This is a genomic window from Priestia sp. VA7 (assembly GCF_055710015.1).
Genome location: NZ_JBVQPN010000005.1, coordinates 268,819 through 287,137 on the forward strand (window position 1 = coordinate 268,819; position 18,319 = coordinate 287,137).

20 protein-coding genes and 1 pseudogene are annotated in these 18,319 nt (G+C 38.1%); 10 read left to right on the top strand and 11 right to left on the bottom strand.

Annotated features, from left to right (window positions below; translation table 11 throughout):
- Positions 1-8: 8 nt before the first annotated feature.
- On the bottom strand, positions 9-521 hold the full coding sequence (locus AC0C45_RS23445; RefSeq protein ID WP_013085495.1) for a YwhD family protein: 513 nt from the start codon (positions 519-521) through the stop codon (positions 9-11).
- A 19-nt stretch (positions 522-540) separates the two neighbouring features.
- Entirely contained in the window at positions 541-1,185 is a 645-nt protein-coding gene (locus AC0C45_RS23450) for a site-2 protease family protein (protein WP_016765944.1), read from the bottom strand.
- Between the two features lie 274 nt (positions 1,186-1,459).
- On the opposite strand from AC0C45_RS23450, the gene AC0C45_RS23455 reads away from it, so the two are divergent.
- Entirely contained in the window at positions 1,460-1,645 is a 186-nt protein-coding gene (locus AC0C45_RS23455; protein ID WP_013085497.1) for a 2-hydroxymuconate tautomerase, read from the top strand.
- 46 nt (positions 1,646-1,691) lie between these two features.
- On the opposite strand, the gene AC0C45_RS23460 is transcribed toward AC0C45_RS23455, so the two are convergent.
- From AC0C45_RS23460 to AC0C45_RS23470, 3 genes are all read right to left on the bottom strand, one after another.
- The gene (locus AC0C45_RS23460; RefSeq protein ID WP_013085498.1) at positions 1,692-2,201 is read right to left on the bottom strand and encodes a YwgA family protein; all 510 of its coding nucleotides are present in this window, start codon (positions 2,199-2,201) and stop codon (positions 1,692-1,694) included.
- A gap of 23 nt (positions 2,202-2,224) precedes the next feature.
- Complete coding sequence (locus AC0C45_RS23465) at positions 2,225-3,532, bottom strand: HD domain-containing protein (RefSeq protein ID WP_013059849.1); 1,308 nt, start codon at positions 3,530-3,532, stop codon at positions 2,225-2,227.
- A 193-nt stretch (positions 3,533-3,725) separates the two neighbouring features.
- On the bottom strand, positions 3,726-3,950 hold the full coding sequence (locus AC0C45_RS23470; RefSeq protein WP_013059850.1) for a YuzB family protein: 225 nt from the start codon (positions 3,948-3,950) through the stop codon (positions 3,726-3,728).
- 201 nt (positions 3,951-4,151) lie between these two features.
- On the opposite strand from AC0C45_RS23470, the gene AC0C45_RS23475 reads away from it, so the two are divergent.
- On the top strand, positions 4,152-4,826 hold the full coding sequence (locus tag AC0C45_RS23475; RefSeq protein ID WP_013085499.1) for an RsfA family transcriptional regulator: 675 nt from the start codon (positions 4,152-4,154) through the stop codon (positions 4,824-4,826).
- A gap of 128 nt (positions 4,827-4,954) precedes the next feature.
- Positions 4,955-5,806 (top strand): octanoyl-[GcvH]:protein N-octanoyltransferase, encoded by an 852-nt coding sequence (gene lipL, locus AC0C45_RS23480; protein ID WP_034648239.1) that lies wholly within the window; start codon positions 4,955-4,957, stop codon positions 5,804-5,806.
- 32 nt (positions 5,807-5,838) lie between these two features.
- Here the strand turns inward: lipL and pta are convergent, their stop codons facing one another.
- A complete protein-coding gene (gene pta / locus AC0C45_RS23485) occupies positions 5,839-6,810 on the bottom strand; it encodes a phosphate acetyltransferase (RefSeq protein ID WP_013059853.1) in 972 nt (323 codons plus the stop codon).
- Between the two features lie 276 nt (positions 6,811-7,086).
- Between pta and hemQ the strand changes: the two genes are divergently transcribed.
- The 3 genes and pseudogenes from hemQ (at position 7,087) to gerQ (ending at position 8,938) form a co-directional block, all read left to right on the top strand.
- Positions 7,087-7,830 carry a hydrogen peroxide-dependent heme synthase gene (gene hemQ / locus AC0C45_RS23490; protein WP_013085502.1) on the top strand — a complete coding sequence of 248 codons (744 nt, stop codon included), beginning with the start codon at positions 7,087-7,089 and terminating at the stop codon, positions 7,828-7,830.
- A 179-nt stretch (positions 7,831-8,009) separates the two neighbouring features.
- Positions 8,010-8,432, top strand: a pseudogene (locus AC0C45_RS23495) (cell wall hydrolase).
- Positions 8,433-8,458: 26 nt separating this feature from the next.
- On the top strand, positions 8,459-8,938 hold the full coding sequence (gerQ, locus tag AC0C45_RS23500; RefSeq protein WP_013059855.1) for a spore coat protein GerQ: 480 nt from the start codon (positions 8,459-8,461) through the stop codon (positions 8,936-8,938).
- A gap of 24 nt (positions 8,939-8,962) precedes the next feature.
- Here the strand turns inward: gerQ and AC0C45_RS23505 are convergent, their stop codons facing one another.
- The 3 genes from AC0C45_RS23505 to AC0C45_RS23515 all read right to left on the bottom strand — a co-directional run bounded on the left by AC0C45_RS23505 (position 8,963) and on the right by AC0C45_RS23515 (position 10,445).
- Positions 8,963-9,334, bottom strand: a complete 372-nt coding sequence (locus AC0C45_RS23505; protein ID WP_013085504.1) for a DUF423 domain-containing protein — start codon at positions 9,332-9,334, stop codon at positions 8,963-8,965.
- Between the two features lie 15 nt (positions 9,335-9,349).
- Positions 9,350-9,655 (bottom strand): YwdI family protein, encoded by a 306-nt coding sequence (locus AC0C45_RS23510; protein ID WP_230586500.1) that lies wholly within the window; start codon positions 9,653-9,655, stop codon positions 9,350-9,352.
- Between the two features lie 115 nt (positions 9,656-9,770).
- The gene (locus AC0C45_RS23515) at positions 9,771-10,445 is read right to left on the bottom strand and encodes a uracil-DNA glycosylase (RefSeq protein ID WP_013085506.1); all 675 of its coding nucleotides are present in this window, start codon (positions 10,443-10,445) and stop codon (positions 9,771-9,773) included.
- Between the two features lie 177 nt (positions 10,446-10,622).
- Between AC0C45_RS23515 and AC0C45_RS23520 the strand changes: the two genes are divergently transcribed.
- On the top strand, positions 10,623-11,069 hold the full coding sequence (locus tag AC0C45_RS23520) for a staygreen family protein (RefSeq protein WP_013085507.1): 447 nt from the start codon (positions 10,623-10,625) through the stop codon (positions 11,067-11,069).
- 305 nt (positions 11,070-11,374) lie between these two features.
- Positions 11,375-12,877 (top strand): glucose-6-phosphate dehydrogenase, encoded by a 1,503-nt coding sequence (zwf, locus tag AC0C45_RS23525; RefSeq protein WP_013085508.1) that lies wholly within the window; start codon positions 11,375-11,377, stop codon positions 12,875-12,877.
- A 42-nt stretch (positions 12,878-12,919) separates the two neighbouring features.
- Here zwf and gndA read toward each other — a convergent pair whose 3' ends face one another.
- The gene (gene gndA / locus AC0C45_RS23530; RefSeq protein WP_013059861.1) at positions 12,920-14,332 is read right to left on the bottom strand and encodes an NADP-dependent phosphogluconate dehydrogenase; all 1,413 of its coding nucleotides are present in this window, start codon (positions 14,330-14,332) and stop codon (positions 12,920-12,922) included.
- Between the two features lie 395 nt (positions 14,333-14,727).
- Between gndA and AC0C45_RS23535 the strand changes: the two genes are divergently transcribed.
- Positions 14,728-15,963, top strand: a complete 1,236-nt coding sequence (locus tag AC0C45_RS23535) for a PucR family transcriptional regulator (protein WP_034648233.1) — start codon at positions 14,728-14,730, stop codon at positions 15,961-15,963.
- 252 nt (positions 15,964-16,215) lie between these two features.
- Positions 16,216-17,349: an alanine dehydrogenase gene (gene ald / locus AC0C45_RS23540; RefSeq protein ID WP_013059863.1), complete on the top strand. Its 1,134-nt coding sequence runs from the start codon at positions 16,216-16,218 to the stop codon at positions 17,347-17,349.
- Positions 17,350-17,411: 62 nt separating this feature from the next.
- Here ald and AC0C45_RS23545 read toward each other — a convergent pair whose 3' ends face one another.
- Entirely contained in the window at positions 17,412-18,101 is a 690-nt protein-coding gene (locus tag AC0C45_RS23545) for a hypothetical protein (RefSeq protein ID WP_230586499.1), read from the bottom strand.
- Positions 18,102-18,319 lie beyond the last annotated feature (218 nt).

The window sequence follows — 18,319 nt, forward strand, 5'->3', positions numbered from 1 at the left end:
TTTTAGCATTACGATGTTTGAAGCGCTTCTTTTAAGTCATCATTAGATAATGTCCAAATTTCTTCATTATGAGACTTCAAAAACTCGCGAAGCAAAGCCTTAGACTTGTTATCCATCTCTTCTACCATAATGCGTCGTTTTAAAGATTTATCCATTTTGTTCACATGTTCAGGAAGTGATTTATAGCCGCGGCGAATTTCACGATCAACGGTCATTTCACATGCTGTCATACCTGCGTAGTAAGGTCCTTCTTGCTTACGATCAATCGTTACCCATACAAGCCAATATAACTTGCCATTTGGCACCTCGTCTTTATTCGGTAAGAACTTAATTCCTTTTTCTACTACACTTCTTGCATGCATCGCACCGATATCCACAAATACTTCTTCGTCGCTCGGACAAACAAAAACGGGTGAAATGTTTTCTAAACTTAACGCTCCAACTCCGTAGCCACCGTGGCCGTCGGTTGAATCGTCTTTTATGATATTAAATCCTATACTTTTCTTTTTTGGCTGAGTCATAGTAAGCCTCCTCTATTCATTAAATCAGTGGTGCTAATATCTGCTGAAAGATATTCATAACAAACGTTGCTGCTCCGTTTAGAAGCGGCCAGATCACAATTCGATCCAGAGGTGTAATCACAAGAATCAAAAATACAAAAATACCCCAAGACTCATACTGCGTCATTTTAGCTCGCGTAGACGGCGGAACGAGGTCTTCAATCACGCGGTAGCCGTCTAAAGGCGGAAAAGGCAACAAGTTAAATACACCTAGTGTTAGGTTTATTTGAATAAATAATGTAACAAAACGATAAAGCGCATCGTTGTCCACTGCGGCATTATTCATCAAATAGTAAATAAGCAAGCCGATAAATGCCAACACCAAGTTGCTAAACGGTCCCGCTATCGATACTAGAATACCAGCTAAACGAGGCTTTTTAAAGAAATAGCGATTAACAGGAACCGGCTTCGCCCACCCAAAACCTGCGATAATTAACAAAAGCGTTCCAAATGGATCTAAATGAGCCAGCGGAGAAAGCGTTAGCCTTCCTTGCTTTTTAGCCGTGTGGTCTCCAAATAAATAAGCTACATACGCATGTGCAAACTCATGCAGTGTGAATGCAACAATAAGGGTCATCACCACGTAAGGAAGGTCTTGCAATGAAAAAGCTAAAAAATGTTCCACTTTTTATCTCCTTTATTTTAAAATAATTTCTACACATCATATCTACTAGATAAAACGTTTGCTTACGCTAAAAAGGATACAAGGCTTCTTGAATATGGCCTCAAAGGTCTCAAAAACCAGACATGGGCTCCCTTTGGCCACACCTGGTTTTCTGCATCGATGTTATGATAAAAGTATACTACAGATTATGACCTGCATCACTACCTCATACTGTCATTTTATTCAGAAAACGGGTACACTAATCATATACTGACCAAAAAGGAGTGTACACATTATGCCAGTTGTAACTGTTAAGATGCTTGAGGGGCGTACAGATGATCAAAAAAGAGCTCTTGTTGAAAAAGTAACGGATGCTGTTGTAGAAACAACAGGTGCATCACCTGAAAAAGTATCCATTATCATCGAAGAAATGTCTAAAAACCATTACGCTGTAGCGGGCAAGCGCATGAGCGATCAATAACGCCTACATAAAAAAGATGCCATAGGAGTTGACCTATGGCATCTTTTTAATGCACAGACAGAGTTGCCTGAAGTTTTTCAATATATTCGTATGCTTCTGCAATGTCTTCTTCTGTATAATTTTGCTTACGCTTTAACGTAAACACTTTTTCTTTTACTTCTTCTTTAGGTAAATTATCAAAATATAAAATCGTAGAGACGAGCTCCAAAAATTTAGAGCTTTGTTCGTTCATATCCTTCATACATTCCTGCAAGTGTGGAAGCTCTAAGTCATAGTGACTTAAAAATCCTTCTCCCGCTTCTGTTAATACGTAGCGATACTGCATATACCCGCCTTTTTTCTCTTTAATTTCACTTAAAAAGCCTAAGTTACACAGCTCTTCAATTCGAAGCGTTAATTCCTCAGAATAAGGTCCAAAAAAGTGAAAATTATACTTTTCATAAAAAGGAAACTTCAGTTTTTTTCCGATAAATATCATCTTTTGTAACTTTTTTCTGCCAACAACTTCTCCCGCCGCGGAAAATACTTTCACAATCTTTGCGTGATCGTTTAACACAGCCCCTTCAACTCCTATACTATTTAACTCTGATCTCCTTTTAGTAAGTTTATAATCTGATCTTTAACTTTTCGTTTAGACGACAATTGATCAATGAGATCTTGTGGAAAATATAATTTATGATCGGTTCTCTTTTTCCCTGAAATTGCTTCAACAATCTCCGACTGACGTGATAATTCACGCACTTCATTATTTGGCATCAACAGATGAATCGGCAAACGTTCTTCCTCTTCACCCGGTCGATAAAAATCGTATGGTAAGTCGCTCGAAGAATCGACGACTAAATAATAATCTGGGTTAATACCCGCTTTTTTAAATAATGTTGTAAGCTCCATCCACATCTTCATTTGTGAATTCGGATTAAACTCAATGTATTTAAAAAGCTGACGATTCATAAATCTTCGGCATAGATCAGATAAAATTTCATCCTCTTCTTCTTCCCACGCTTGAAAATAAAATAAAATAACAGATTCATCTAATTTCAAATACTCTTTTAGCGATATTTCTTCTTCAAAAATCGAATAAAAATGAGTTGGCTCCTGCTTGAACTCATAGTAATGATGATGGAGCTCTTTTGCACGATGTAAAATTTTTGTCAAAATCACTTCAGCACTTCTCGTAACAGGATGAAAATACACTTGCCAGTACATTTGATAGCGGCTCATAATATAATCTTCAACCGCATGCATACCGCTGTGTTTAATCACGGCTTGGTCTTCCCGAGGACGCATAACACGAAGAATTCGTTCCATATCAAAGTGACCGTAGCTTACTCCTGTGTAATACGCATCACGCTGCAAATAATCCATGCGATCTGCATCAATTTGACTGGAAATTAAACTAACGACAAGCTTATTTTCATATGTTTTCGCGATTACTTCGGCCACTTTTTTAGGAAAATCCTTTCCTACTTTCGTCAACACTTGATTTACCTCTGTGTCACCTACGATAATGGCTTGGGTAAACTCTTCATGATCTAAGTGGAAAACCTTCTCAAACGAATGTGAAAACGGACCGTGACCTAAATCGTGCAGTAAAGCAGCACAAAGACAAAGAAGACGCTCATCTTCATTCCATTCAGGGCGTCCTTGAAAGCCGTCATCAATAATACGGCGCACAATTTCATAAACACCTAAGGAATGACTAAAACGGCTGTGCTCAGCCCCATGAAACGTTAAGTATGTCGTTCCTAGCTGTCTAATACGACGCAGCCTTTGAAATTCGGCTGTCCCAATTAGCTCCCAAATAACACGATCTCTTACATGGATATAGCGGTGAACAGGATCTTTAAATACTTTTTCTTCACTGAGTTTTTCATTAGGATATGTCATTTACATACCTCTCTATCTTCACTTTGTTGTTGCTATAATTTTTCGACACTCACTTCCTATTTTCCTATTCAGAATAAAAAATCACCTTGTCAAGCAACCAAGGTGATTTACCTAACAAACAAGGCGATTCTGTTTGTAAGAAGCTCGTTCGACAAATAAGTAGCAGAAAAGCAGCTATTTATTGTTTCACTATCTATTTTTTTACTTTTTTCTCAATCTTCTCGATTAGTTCATCCTCTGTTGGCGCTGCTACAGGACGGTTATTTACAAATGCAAATGACTTTTTACGTCCGGGCCCGCAGTAAGACTGGCAGCCGATTTGTACTTCAGCTTGTTCATCTATTTTTTTAAGTCGAGGTAACAACGTTTTGACGTTTGTTGCCTGACAATCATCACAAATTCTAAATTCATTTGCCATGTTGACACAATCCTTTCAAAATTGGTTCATCCTTTTGTCTAAGGGGTATTTTACCCCTATTTGAAGTCCGATGCAAGTTAAAGAAAGAAGCAAAATCTATCATACTCCTAGAAGAAATGGTATAAAGTATGGATTTTTTGTACATGATGATACTACAAAACATGATTACTATGAGTCATGGAAAATAGAGGAGTGAACAAAGTGAAAGATAGACAAGATGCTTGGACAGAAGAAAACGACTTATTATTAGCTGAAACAGTATTGCGCCATGTCCGCGAAGGAAGTACGCAGCTGAATGCGTTTGAAGAAGTTGGAGATGAATTAAATCGAACGTCAGCAGCATGTGGATTCAGATGGAATGCTGTGGTACGCCATCAGTATGAAAAAGCTCTGCAGCTAGCTAAAAAACAGCGAAAACAGCGCATGCGTGCACTTGGACAAGAGCAAGGCAAAAAGAAATTATTATATACGCCACCAGCATCTGTAGAGCATGTGGAACAAATGATGTCTGCACCTACAGCAACATATAGCTTATCTGAAACACAAGTAGAAAAAAGCAGCAGTGAAGAGCTTTCAATGGCTGACGTTATTCGCTTTTTGCAAACAATGCCAAATCAAGCGAGCAATTTACAGGCATTGCAAAGCGAAAACAAACGCTTGATGCAAGAAAATGCAGAGTTAGCTAAGAAAAACACAGAGTTGGAAAAACAAATCAAACATCTCGAAGCTAATGCTACTACTATTCAAGAAGACTATGAAACATTAATGCAAATCATGAACCGTGCGCGGAAGTTAGCTCTATTTGATGAAGAAGAACGTTCTTCTACTACGTTTAAAATGGATCGTAACGGAAATCTTGAGAAAATGGCTGAATAAGCTATACGAACGAAGAAAGAGAGATGCCAAACTTGGCTCTTCTTTCTTCTTTTTCTATTTTACAGACAATGATATGACGCCTTTATGCTATAATATGTTCGTTTACTGTTTATAAAGGGGTTTGAGATATGCAGCAGAATAGTTTAAAACTTTTAGCACAGCCCGCTTGGCGTATTATTGATCAATCCAGTCTAGGTCCTCATTTTGATGCCCGTCATTCTTTTGCCATCGATGACACGCTTTGTACAACCGTTGGAAAAGGTGAATCTCCAGCTGTCATGCGCTCATGGGTTCATCACGATACGATTGTATTAGGCATTCAAGATACAAAGCTCCCTCACCTAGCTGAAGGTGCAGCTTATTTACATGAACAAGGGTATAAAACAATCGTCCGCAATTCAGGCGGCCTCGCTGTCGTACTTGATCAGGATGTTCTAAACATTTCTTTAATTTTTCCAGATGCCGAAAAAGGAATTGATATTGATCGTGGCTATGAAGCCATGTTTGATTTGATTAAGATCATGTTTGCATCTTACGGTACCGCAATTGAAGCGAAGGAAATCGTAGGCTCCTATTGCCCTGGCAGCTTTGATTTAAGCATTCGTAATCAAAAGTTTGCAGGTATTTCACAGCGACGCGTTCGCGGCGGAGTGGCTGTACAAATTTACTTATGCGTTAACGGAAGCGGCTCTAAACGCGCTTCTCTCATTCGAGAGTTTTACAAAAAAGGTCTCCAAAACACGGAAACTAAATTTTCATACCCAGATATCCAGCCCCATACAATGGCTTCTCTATCTGAGCTATTACAGATTGATTTAACCGTTTCTGATGTCATGCTGCTTTTATTGCAAACACTAAATAGCATGAGCTCTTCTCTTGTAAATATGCCTTTAAATGCTACCGAACAAGAGCTGTTTGAGACGCAGCTGCAGCGCATGTATGACCGCAACGAAAAAGCATTGGGTTCATTAGCCGAATAAAAAAACTCCGCCCTAGGACGGAGTTTTTTTTATTAAAGTGCTTGAGCTGCTGTGATTAAAGCAAGCTTGTACACATCTTCTTCGTTACAACCGCGAGATAGATCGTTTACCGGTTTGTTTAGACCTTGTAAGATTGGACCTACTGCTTCGAAGTTTCCTAAGCGCTGTGCAATTTTGTAACCAATGTTACCTGCTTCAAGGCTTGGGAATACAAATACATTTGCATCTCCTTTGATCACTGAACCTGGTGCTTTCTTTTCAGCTACAGAAGGAACAAATGCTGCATCGAATTGGAATTCGCCGTCTAATGTTACACTTGGTGCTAATTCTTTTGCAATTTCTACTGCGTTTGCTACCTTTTCTGTTTCCGGAGATTTTGCTGATCCTTTTGTTGAGAAGCTTAGCATAGCAACACGAGGATCGATATCGAACATTTCAGCTGTACGAGCACTTTCGATAGCAATTTCAGCTAAATCTTGGCTGTCAGGTGAAATATTGATTGCACAGTCAGCAAATACGTATTTTTGGTCGCCGCGAACCATGATAAATACGCCAGATGTTTTCTTAACACCTTGTCTTGTTTTGATAATTTGTAGAGCAGGTCGCACTGTGTCTGCTGTAGAATGAGCAGCTCCGCTTACAAGACCGTCAGCTTTGTTCATGTGAACAAGCATTGTGCCAAAATAATTTTCATCTAATAAAATTTTGCGAGCATCTTCTTCTGTTGCCTTGCCTTTACGACGCTCAACAAATGCTGCAACCATTTCATCAAATTCAGAGTAGCTTTGAGGATCCAAAACCTCAACACCGTCTAATTTTACGTTTAGTTCTGCTGCTTTTGATGCTACAGCGTCTTTATTTCCAACAACGATAGGCTTTAAGATATTGTCGGCAGCTAAACGAGAAACAGCACCTAATACGCGCTCATCTAATCCCTCTGGGAATACGATTGATACATCGCTAGCTGATACTTTTTGTTTTAAACCTGTAAATAAATCACTCAAAGTAAATCCTCCTCGATATGTAAAAAACTTTTCTCATAATAGGATACTCCACTTTTTTTAAAAATCAAAGGCATGTCCTTCAAGAATCCATGATTACAAAAAAGTCTTTTAATTCTTAATTTTCCGCTATCACCTAAAATAAAACCTGTTTTTACTTTGTGACAATTGTTTAAAGTTTAGTCACAAAATCACAGGTTTTTCATTCCAGATCTTCGGACAAACTATGATATAGTAGAATTGGAATTTATCATAATCGGACAATAGGAGTGAAACGAAATGGCAGAAGCAGCACAAACATTAGACGGTTGGTATGCACTTCATGATTTCCGTTCAATCGATTGGGGCGCTTGGAAGCAGTTATCAAGCGATGATCGTCAAGCGGCTATCCATGAATTTTTAGGATTGATTGAGAAATGGAAAGGAACTGAAGCTGAGCAGCAAGGCAGTCATGCTTTATATACTGTTGTCGGTCAAAAAGCAGATTTTATGCTAATGCTTGTTCGTCCTACTATGGAAGAACTAAATGAAATTGAAACAGAATTTAATAAAACAAAGCTTGCTGAGTTTACCATTCCTACTTATTCATATGTATCAGTAGTTGAATTAAGCAACTACTTACCTGCCGGTGAGGATCCTTATGAAAATCCTCAAATCCAAGCTAGACTATATCCAACTTTACCAAAAGCTAGTCATGTTTGCTTTTATCCAATGGATAAACGTCGTCAAGGAAATGACAATTGGTACATGCTTCCTATGGAAGAACGACGCAGCTTAATGCGCAGTCATGGAATGATTGGACGTCAATACGCTGGAAAAGTAAAGCAAATCATCACGGGTTCTGTTGGTTTTGATGATTACGAGTGGGGCGTTACTCTTTTTGCAGATGACGTACTTCAATTTAAAAAATTAGTATACGAAATGCGTTTTGACGAAGTAAGTGCTCGCTACGGGGAATTTGGAAGCTTCTTTGTCGGAAATTTATTAAAAGAAGAAGCTATTGCACGCTTTTTACACGTTTAAACTAAGCCGGAAAAGCGTTCATCTCTTTTGTAACGCCTAGAGCAATGAACATCAATGAGCTTCACCTGTAAAAAACCTGTTTCCACGTGGAAACAGGTTTTTTATTTTCTAGCCATGGCATATTCGCACTGACAGGACCATATATATACAACAGTGTCACAAGTAAGCGAGGTGGGATAATGGCAGTCGTTGCACACAACGAAGAAGATGTTAAGCTCCTAGCCAGACTCATTCGAGCTGAAGCTGAAAGTGAAGGAAAACAAGGGATGTTACTGGTAGGAAATATAGGCGTGAACCGCGCTAAAGCTCCCTGTTTGGATTTTAGAAATATAAGAACCATTCGTCAGATGGTGTTTCAAAACCCAGGCGGATTTGAAGCAACTCAAAAAGGCTACTTTTACCAGCGTGCCCGCCAGTCTGAAATTACACTTGCACGACGTGTATTAAGAGGAGAACGTTTTAACCCCGCGGAAAACTCACTGTAGTTTTTCAAGCCCAGCGGCGACTGTCCTGCTCAATGGTATAACCAAAATAACACAGGACGATTTAAATCTCACTGTTTCTTTGCACCAACTCAAGCTGATTGTCCAGGAGTTTACTAATTTCTTTTTGTTTGAAGGAGGTTCCTATGAAAAAACCAAAGTCTAATCAACCGCAACAGCAATATATGCAAAATCCGTATATGAGTCCAAACTACCCTTATTATATGCCTCAGCCGCAGCAGCCCCAACCAGGAGGCCAGCAGGTTCAAGGGCAAAGCCAAGGAGGTCCGCCCCCTACCTCTTCTGGAGGCAGTGGTGCACCCCAAGACCCAAATCAACTGCCCATTGAAGAATCATATATTGAAAATATTTTACGTTTAAATCGAGGGAAAATAGCGACTGTATATATGACGTTTGAAAATAATACGCAGTGGAACGCGAAGGTCTTTAGAGGAGAAATTGAAGCAGCCGGACGCGATCATATCATTTTAAGTGATCCGCAAACTGGCACCCGTTATTTACTGCTTATGGTTTATCTCGATTACATTACTTTTGAGGGTCCAATCAAATATAATTATCCGTTTAGCGGTGGAGGCCAGCAGTTGAGCAATTATTCTCCGCGTTAAAAAAACCCCTTTTCAGGGGTTTTTTTATAGCCATTTTACAGCTGCAACAACAATTAAAATCCAAGCCACAATAAACGCTACTCCACCTAGCGGAGTAATTGCGCCGAGAACTTTAATGCCAGACGTACTTAATACATAAAGACTGCCTGAAAACAGCACAATCCCTGCGAACATAATCCAGCCCGAAGCTGTTAACAAAGAAGACTGAGGAAATTTGTTTAATAGAAACGCAATGACAAACAGCCCCATTGCATGGAACATCTGGTACTGCACTCCTGTTTTCCATACCTCTAAATACTTCTCTGAGATTTTCCCTTCTAACCCGTGTGCTCCAAAAGCACCAAGAGCAACCGCTAACATCGCATTGATTGCACCGATTATTAAAAATAGTTTCATTTTTTTCTCCTCACTTTAGAAATCAAACAAACTATCGCCGTTTGCATCATCTGATTTCAATTTCGTTCCCTCAAAATTAGGTTTGGATGACTGAATAATCTGTTGCTGCATAATCTCAGGCGATTGCATAATTTCCGGTGAAGACATTACCACAGGTTTTGAAACCGAGACAGGTTTCGATACTGGAACCTCTTCATTTTGATCTAATGCAAGCTCACACAGTGCTTTTATGGCAACCAATTGATCTCGAACGTTCGCACTATTCGAATGGTGCTTTGCTTTTTGTACTTCTGCACTAATTTTGTCAAGGAGCTGCGTCATTTTTATATCCATGTAGACACCTCATCTTACATTCAATATGACTTTATACAGCTATTTTATCAAAAGATGAAATAGGAGGCTATGTCTGAAGCTAATCTTCATGAAATGCTCACTTTTACACATCATCAATTTGCCAATCAATAGATTGACGTCCGTGTTGGAGCAAAAACTCATTTGCTCGTTGAAAGTGATTATTGCCAAAAAAGCCTCGATTAGCCGAAAATGGGCTAGGGTGAGGGCTTTCCAAAATTAAATGGTGCGAATGATGAATAAGCTCTTTTTTAGCTTGTGCATGCTTGCCCCAAAGCAAAAACACGACGGGCTCCTCTTTTTGTGCCACTAATTCAATAATGCGGTCGGTCAGCTGTTCCCATCCTTTTCCTTTGTGAGAATTCGCTTCTCCTTTTCTAACTGTTAAAACAGTGTTAAGCAAAAGAACACCTTGTTCTGCCCATTTGACTAAATAACCGTTATTCGGAATGTGATAATCCATTTCATTTTTCAGCTCTTTGTAAATATTCACTAAAGAAGGCGGTGTTTTTACTCCTGGTTGAACAGAGAAGCTCAGTCCATGCGCTTGATTTGGTCCATGATAAGGATCTTGTCCCAATATGACAACTTTTACATTTTTATAATCCGTATAGTGTAAAGCGTTAAAAATATCATATTTATCAGGGTAAATAGTGTGGTGATTATATTCATCCACTAAGAATTCTCGAAGCTGTATGTAATAGTCTTTTTGAAATTCTTCTTCTAATAAAGGAGCCCAGTCATTTTTTAAAATACTCATTGCTTATCACCTCATAATAATCTTTTTTGTTATTTTATCGTAAACTCTGCCCCCTGCTCAAACGTTGCCTGCTTTAAATATACTGAGAGCCTGGGCATATTTTAATATTGTCATGTTCAATGAAACTTTGTATACACTTATAAAGAGTGTATTTTTATATTAAAGGAGGGATTCCATATGATCATTAGCAATCCCCACCAAATAGACGTAACCTACAGCCTGGGTGTTACACCCGTTGAACCGATGATACCAAGAAAATACACCGTTTTCCCAGGTCAACACACTTCTGTTCCTTCCATTCAAATCGGCATTGAATTTGCCTACGATCATATGCAAAAAGAGCGGAACGAATATTTAGCATCCTTCGTCTTCGATAAAGGTTTTTATTCCCTTACTGTGTATTATTACATCGGTGCGCATACATCAACAGATGAAACCATTACACGCTACCTTCACTTTTTAGAACAGCTCCCTGTCATTCTATCGTCCATCTATCACGCTGATGCTTCTTTTTTCGAAAAACATCCACTTTTAATGCACTGTCCTATTTTTATCATTGCCGATAGCCCTGAGCTGCCATTTTCAACAAAAAAATCTATCGGTTCCCTGTATCAATATAAATAAATGAGAAAAGCTACTGTTAAAATAACGGTAGCTTTTTCTCCGTATTCGAAACAAAATACTTTTAAACTTGTTAAAAACATGGAATAATAACTACAAATTGTTTTAATCTATTTGCGTTAACCCTTTAAAATAGTTACAATTTATTAGTAGTTCTATACATAAAGGAAAAGGTAAACAAGCAATCATTCGTTTGTTTATAAAGGCCGGGTTTAACGGGCAATGAATCCCCAGATTTCATTTAAGTGTTGTCTGTTAAAGCGGAAAAAAATTGAACGTAACTACGACAAAGTGAGGTCCTAGAAGTAATGACAAATGTACAACCAAAATCCATTATCGTAATTTTTGGCGCTACAGGTGATTTAGCAAAACGTAAGTTATTCCCCTCTATTTTCCGCTTATATAAAGCGAACAAACTATCGGAAGATTTCGCTGTTGTTGGTGTCGCAAGAAGACCTTGGACTAATGACGAATTACGCGAAAATGTAAAAAAATCAGTGAGCAGTTTCAAAAACAGTGACGCTGACATTGAAAAGTTTGCTTCACATTTTTATTACCAACCGTTTGACGTAACAGATGTCGCTTCTTATCAAGAATTAAAAAGCCTAACAGAAAGCCTTGATGAGCAATACAACGTGCCTGGAAATCGTATTTTCTATCTAGCAATGGCACCTGAATTCTTCGGAACAATTGCTTCGAATTTAAAAAATGAAGGTTTAACACAAACAGAAGGCTGGAGTCGCCTAGTCATTGAAAAGCCGTTTGGTCATGATTATCCTTCTGCTAAAGAATTAAATGAACAAATTCGCCATGCATTTAAGGAAGATCAAATTTATCGTATCGACCACTACCTCGGTAAAGAAATGGTGCAAAATATCGAAGTTATCCGTTTTGCAAATGCTCTATTTGAACCGATGTGGAACAATCAATACATTTCAAACATCCAAATTACGTCTAGCGAGACGCTTGGTGTAGAAGACCGTGGCCGTTACTATGAATCTTCAGGTGCCCTTCGAGATATGGTGCAAAACCATATGCTTCAAATGGTGGCATTGCTTGCAATGGAGCCGCCGATTAAATTAACACCGGAAGAAATTCGCAGTGAAAAAGTAAAAGTACTGCGTGCTCTTCGCTCTTTATCAGTGGATGAAGTAGATGATTATTTTGTACGAGGCCAATACGGCAAAGGTGTACTTGAAGGAGAAGAAGTTATCGGCTACCGCGAAGGAAATTCGGTTGATCCTGAGTCTAATACCGCTACGTTTGTATCTGGTAAGCTTATGATTGATAACTTCAGATGGGCTGGTGTACCGATTTATATCCGTACAGGTAAACGCATGAAAGAAAAAGCAACGACAATTGTTGTACAGTTCAAAGACTTACCAATGAACCTGTACTTCAATAAAGATAAAGAAATTCATCCAAACTTGCTTGTCATTCATATCCAACCGGAAGAAGGCATTACGCTTCACTTAAACGCGCGTAAAACGCCAGGTGCCACATCATCCACACCGATTAACTTGAACTATTGCAATAACTGTGGAGATAAAATGAATACACCGGAAGCTTATGAGCGCCTTATTTATGATTGCATGCTTGGAGATGCGACGAACTTTACTCATTGGGATGAAGTAGCCCTTTCTTGGAAATTTGTTGATACCATTTCAGAAGCATGGGAAAGCACAAAAGCACAAAACTTCCCGAACTACGAATCAGGTTCCATGGGACCAAAAGAATCAGACGCATTGCTTGCTGAAGACGGTTTCCACTGGTGGCCAGTCGGAGAAGACAACTTCTCACCTAAAGAGTAAATAAAAAAAGCAGCTGTAGTATACAGCTGCTTTTCTTGTTTTTTATTTTAACCACTCAGTATGGAATACGCCCTCTTTATCAACACGTTGATATGTGTGAGCTCCGAAGTAGTCACGTTGCGCTTGTAAAAGGTTCGCCGGTAACGTTTCTGTACGGTAGCTGTCATAGTAAGCTAATGCACTTGAGAAACTTGGTACAGGAATACCTTGTTTAACGGCAATTGAAATAACTTCACGAAGAGCGGACTGATAGCCTTCTACGATATCCTTGAAGTATGGGTCTAATAATAAGTTTGTTAGATCTGCATCGCGATCATAAGCTTCTTTAATTTTTTGTAAGAATTGTGCACGGATGATACAACCACCACGGAAGATCATTGCAATATCCCCGTACTGTAAATTCCAGTCATATTCTTCAGAAGCTGCTTTCATTTGAGCAAACCCTTGCGCATATGAACAAATTTTACTCATGTACAATGCTTTACGGATTGCTTCTACTAATTCGGTTTTATCACCTTCAAATGCAGCTGCATTTGGACCGCTCAATACTTTGCTTGCTTTTACACGTTCTTCTTTCATAGCTGAAATAAAGCGCGCAAATACAGATTCCGTAATGATTGGTAGTGGTACACCTAAATCAAGCGCACTTTGGCTTGTCCATTTACCTGTACCCTTTTGACCTGCAGTGTCTAAAATAACGTCTACAAGTGCTTTACCTGTTTCTTCATCTTTTTTCGTAAAGATATCAGCTGTGATTTCAATTAAGTAGCTATCTAGCTCGCCTTTATTCCATTCAGCAAATACTTCATGTAGTTCATCTGTTTCTAAACCTAATACGTTTTTCATAATGAAGTATGCTTCACAAATTAACTGCATATCGCCGTACTCGATGCCGTTATGAACCATTTTTACGTAGTGACCTGCACCATTTGGTCCAATGTATGTGCAGCAATCATCGCCTTCAACTTTCGCTGAAATAGCTGTTAAGATTGGTTTTACAAGTTCATATGCTTCTTTTTGTCCGCCAGGCATGATTGAAGGTCCTTTTAATGCGCCTTCTTCTCCGCCAGATACGCCTGTACCGATGAAATGGATACCTAATTCTTCTAGCTCTTTGTTACGACGAATTGTATCCTGGAAGAATGTATTTCCGCCATCGATTAAAATGTCGCCTTTTTCTAAGTATGGTTTTAACGAATCAATTGTTGCATCTGTAGCAGCACCAGCTTTAACCATTAATAAAATTTTACGCGGTTTTTCAAGAGAATTAATAAACTCTTCCACACTGTATGTACCTGCAAAATTTTTACCTTCTGCTTCTGTTTTTAGGAACTCTTCTGTCTTTTCAGGAGAGCGGTTATAAACTGAAACAGAATAGCCTCTGCTCTCAATGTTTAGCGCCAAGTTTTTCCCCATAACCGCTAAACCGATAACACCGATTTGTTGTTTTGCCATGTTAAATTCTTCCCTTCATGTGTAATATGAATTGGTCAACCTAATCGTAACTGAACATATCATAAAGAAAGTTACAGATTCAAGTTTGATATAACCATAATCATACGTTTTATTATACACATTTGAAAAGAATCATGCTCACCGAACATTGATTATTTTGAAGAAAATTTCGATAAAATAAGCGAAATGAACGCAGTTACTAATCATCCGTACATTCTTAACTACCTTTAGACGCATTTTAACATTTTCTTAAACAATTACTTTTGTTAAAATATTAAGCAGTTAATCATTTCAATGAATTGATGATCAACACGGTTGTTACCGTTTTACTATATTTATTGTAGCTAAAAAGCTGTACTAGTACTTATTTTGTTTTATGAAGAGGGATTTTATATATGACGAAACCAATCAAAGATCCGTTCAAGGAAAATTTTGATACGCTTGAAGAATTCGCTGATCGCATTAGCGAAGTATTGAACTGTCCTATTACCATTGAAGATGCTAATCATCGCTTATTAGCTTATAGCACCCATGACGAAAGAACGGACCAGGCGCGTATTGCCACGATTATTGGAAGAAGAGTTCCGGAAAAGGTCATCAACAACTTATGGAAAGAAGGCATTATTCCTAAACTGCTTGAGACAAATGAACCTGTGCGTGTGAAAAATATAAATGAAATTGGGCTTGGAGATCGTATAGCTATTTCCATCTGGAAAAATGAAGAAGTTCTAGGATTTATCTGGGCTGTTGAAATTGAGAAAGCCTTAGGCGACGAAGAAGTAGAGCTATTAAAAAAAGCTGCGAATGTATTAAAAAATAAATTGCTACAGCTTCAAATTCGAAAGTATAAACGAGAGGAACGTTCACAGGAATTTTTCTGGAAACTATTAACTGGTCACATTAAGTCTCGCCAAGAAATTTCAGAAGCGTTTTATGAAGCGCAAATTACAGCTCCATCAACGTTTTCCATTGCTATCTTCCGCTTCCAAGAGGATATTACGCCTGAAGCTGAACGTCAAATCTCGTATATGCTAAAAACGATGCATCGCTTAAAAATCGTTCTTTATACGATTGATTGCAATGACTTAATCTTACTGCTTTCTTTGGATGCGGTTGAAAACCCTCTCGATGAACAGCGAGATTTTGTAGACTATTTTAGAGGCAATATGTATGAACGCTTTGATGTTACTCAAATTAAAGCCAGCTGCAGCAGTATTTATTCATCGCACGATCATATCGAAAAAAGCTATAAAGAAGCCTTGAACGTATTAGATATGAAAAGCAAGTTTCCAGAAGAAACGAAAGAGATTATTAACTATCAGGAATTAGGTATTTATCAATTTCTTGATGTTATTTTAGAGAAGCGCGCGCACGATCAATTTGAAAACCATTCTTTAAAGAAGCTAACTGATTACGATCTTCGTCATAATAGCAACTTGGTGGAGACTCTCGAAGTATTTTTAAATAATGATAATAACATTAACGAAGCAGCAAAAGAATTAAATGTGCATATGAATACACTTAGCTATCGATTAAAGCGAATTTCAGAGATTGGTGATATTAACTTAAAGGACGTTAATCAAAAAATAACTCTTTATATTGATATTAAGTTAATGAAATATAAAAAATAACAGATGATGTGACTTTTTTTAACACTGAGCTATTCATTTATTTTCTAATAAACGAACAGCTCTTTTTTTCACTTTTTATTTCTTTATGATGTTAGATTACCTTACACTAAAATTAAAAATTCTGATAAGTAAGCGGTTACATTTGTGTGTTTAAACAAAAACCACTTATTCAATTCTTCTTTCTAGACAAAGAAATTTCATAAAACTTTCTTTATACTAAAGATACACAAACGACCAAGGGGGAAATTAATCATGATTATTGGCGTACCAAAAGAAATCAAAAACAACGAAAACCGAGTAGCGATTACACCAGCAGGCGTAGCATCATTTGTTGGTACAGGTCATCGTGTATTAATTGAAAATGAAGCGGGTATTGGAAGTAACTTCACAAACGAAGATTATGTAAAGGCTGGAGCTGAAATTGTTGAGACAGCAGCTGACGTTTGGGCACAAGCTGAAATGGTTATGAAAGTAAAAGAACCACTAGCAAGTGAATACGGCTATTTTAGACCAGGTCTTATCTTATTCACATACCTTCACTTAGCAGCTGAACCAGCACTAGCAAAAGCATTAAAAGATAGCGGCGTAACAGCCATTGCTTATGAAACAGTAGCAGTAAATCGTACATTGCCTCTATTAACGCCTATGAGCGAAGTAGCAGGACGTATGGCTGCTCAAATCGGTGCACAATTCCTTCAAAAATCAAACGGTGGAAAAGGAATTTTACTAGCGGGTGTTCCTGGAGTTAGCCGCGGAAAAGTAACGATTATCGGAGGCGGCGGTGTTGGTACAAATGCTGCAAAAATCGCAATCGGTCTCGGTGCTGATGTAACAATTATTGATTTAAGTCCTGAACGCTTACGTCAATTAGACGATATCTTTGGCAACCAAATCAATACGCTAGTGTCAAACCCTTATAATATTGCGGATGCAGTAGCGGAGTCAGATTTAGTGATTGGCGCAGTATTAATCCCAGGTGCAAAAGCTCCAAAACTAGTAACAGAAGAAATGGTGAAAACAATGAAGCCAGGTTCTGTTATTGTTGACGTAGCAATCGACCAAGGTGGTATCGTTGAAACAATCGACCACATTACAACACACGATCAGCCGACTTATGAAAAGCACGGCGTTGTACACTATGCAGTTGCAAACATGCCGGGAGCAGTTCCTCGCACATCAACAATTGCTTTAACAAACGTAACCGTACCTTACGCACTTCAAATTGCTTCTAAAGGTGTTCACAAAGCAATCGCTCAAAACGAAGCGTTAAAATTAGGAGTGAACGTTGCAAACGGAGCCATTACGTACGAAGCAGTTGCACATGATTTAGGTTATGATTATGTATCAGTAGACGTAGCTCTTGAAAAAGAATTAGCTTCTATCTAATAAATAGTGAAAAACGTCCTTAACCCGCTGTTAAGGGCGTTTTTATTTTGCATGAACAACAATTAGCTATAAAAAACACGACTATTTAAAGCTTTGTGTATCTGTTCACTGGTAATCTCCGGTACTATTGGCCAGAATTCAGGAGTAGGAAACATAAGGTTACTAGGCGTTCTATTATGATTTCCATCTAGTTCATGAAAAGGTTCTGGATCATCCGTCTCGTTAAAACGATTCGTAATAAACATAAAATGACCCAATTCATGTGCGAGAAGATACTCATCTGTACTTGCATTTGTCATAATAATAAGCGGAAAAGAATTATAAGTTACAGCGAGAGTAGATGAATAATCAAAATTAACAGGCCCAAATCTATTTCCATTCATGTAAAATACATACACATCAGCATTTTGACAAACTTTTCGGCCAGTTTTAAGCATTGCTTGTACCATTGTAAGATGACTAGCCCCTCCAATTGGAAAATTTTCCGCATTACTAACAATGCCACTGATGTTTTCCAAAAAAACAACTGAACGTGTAATAGTAAATGTAACACCTTGGATTAATCGGTTTTTCTCATATTGTTTCCATATTTTATTAGCAGCGGCTATGTCTCTTTTTACACGATTGGGAACTATAGACTGATTATCTGTAGAGTTTCGATCAACTTTAGCTCCTGGTAATACAATTATACAAACATTTAAAGTGCCTGCCTTAACAGTTCTGAAGTGATCATTTGTTAAATTTGAATTCATATAATAATCTTTGTGGTTTTTTTTGCGAGGTTGTGATTTATTGAAAGCATACGAATCGTCTTTATAACTGTCATGATTAGAATGTTTTTTTATGTGAATCACCCTTTCTTAAGTTTCTATTTATTTTATTCATTAAGAAAAAGAGTGCTTGTACAATAAGGTAAAAAGCCTTTTAATAAGAGGTTTTTTAGCATACGATTACTTCTGAAGGTAGCTAC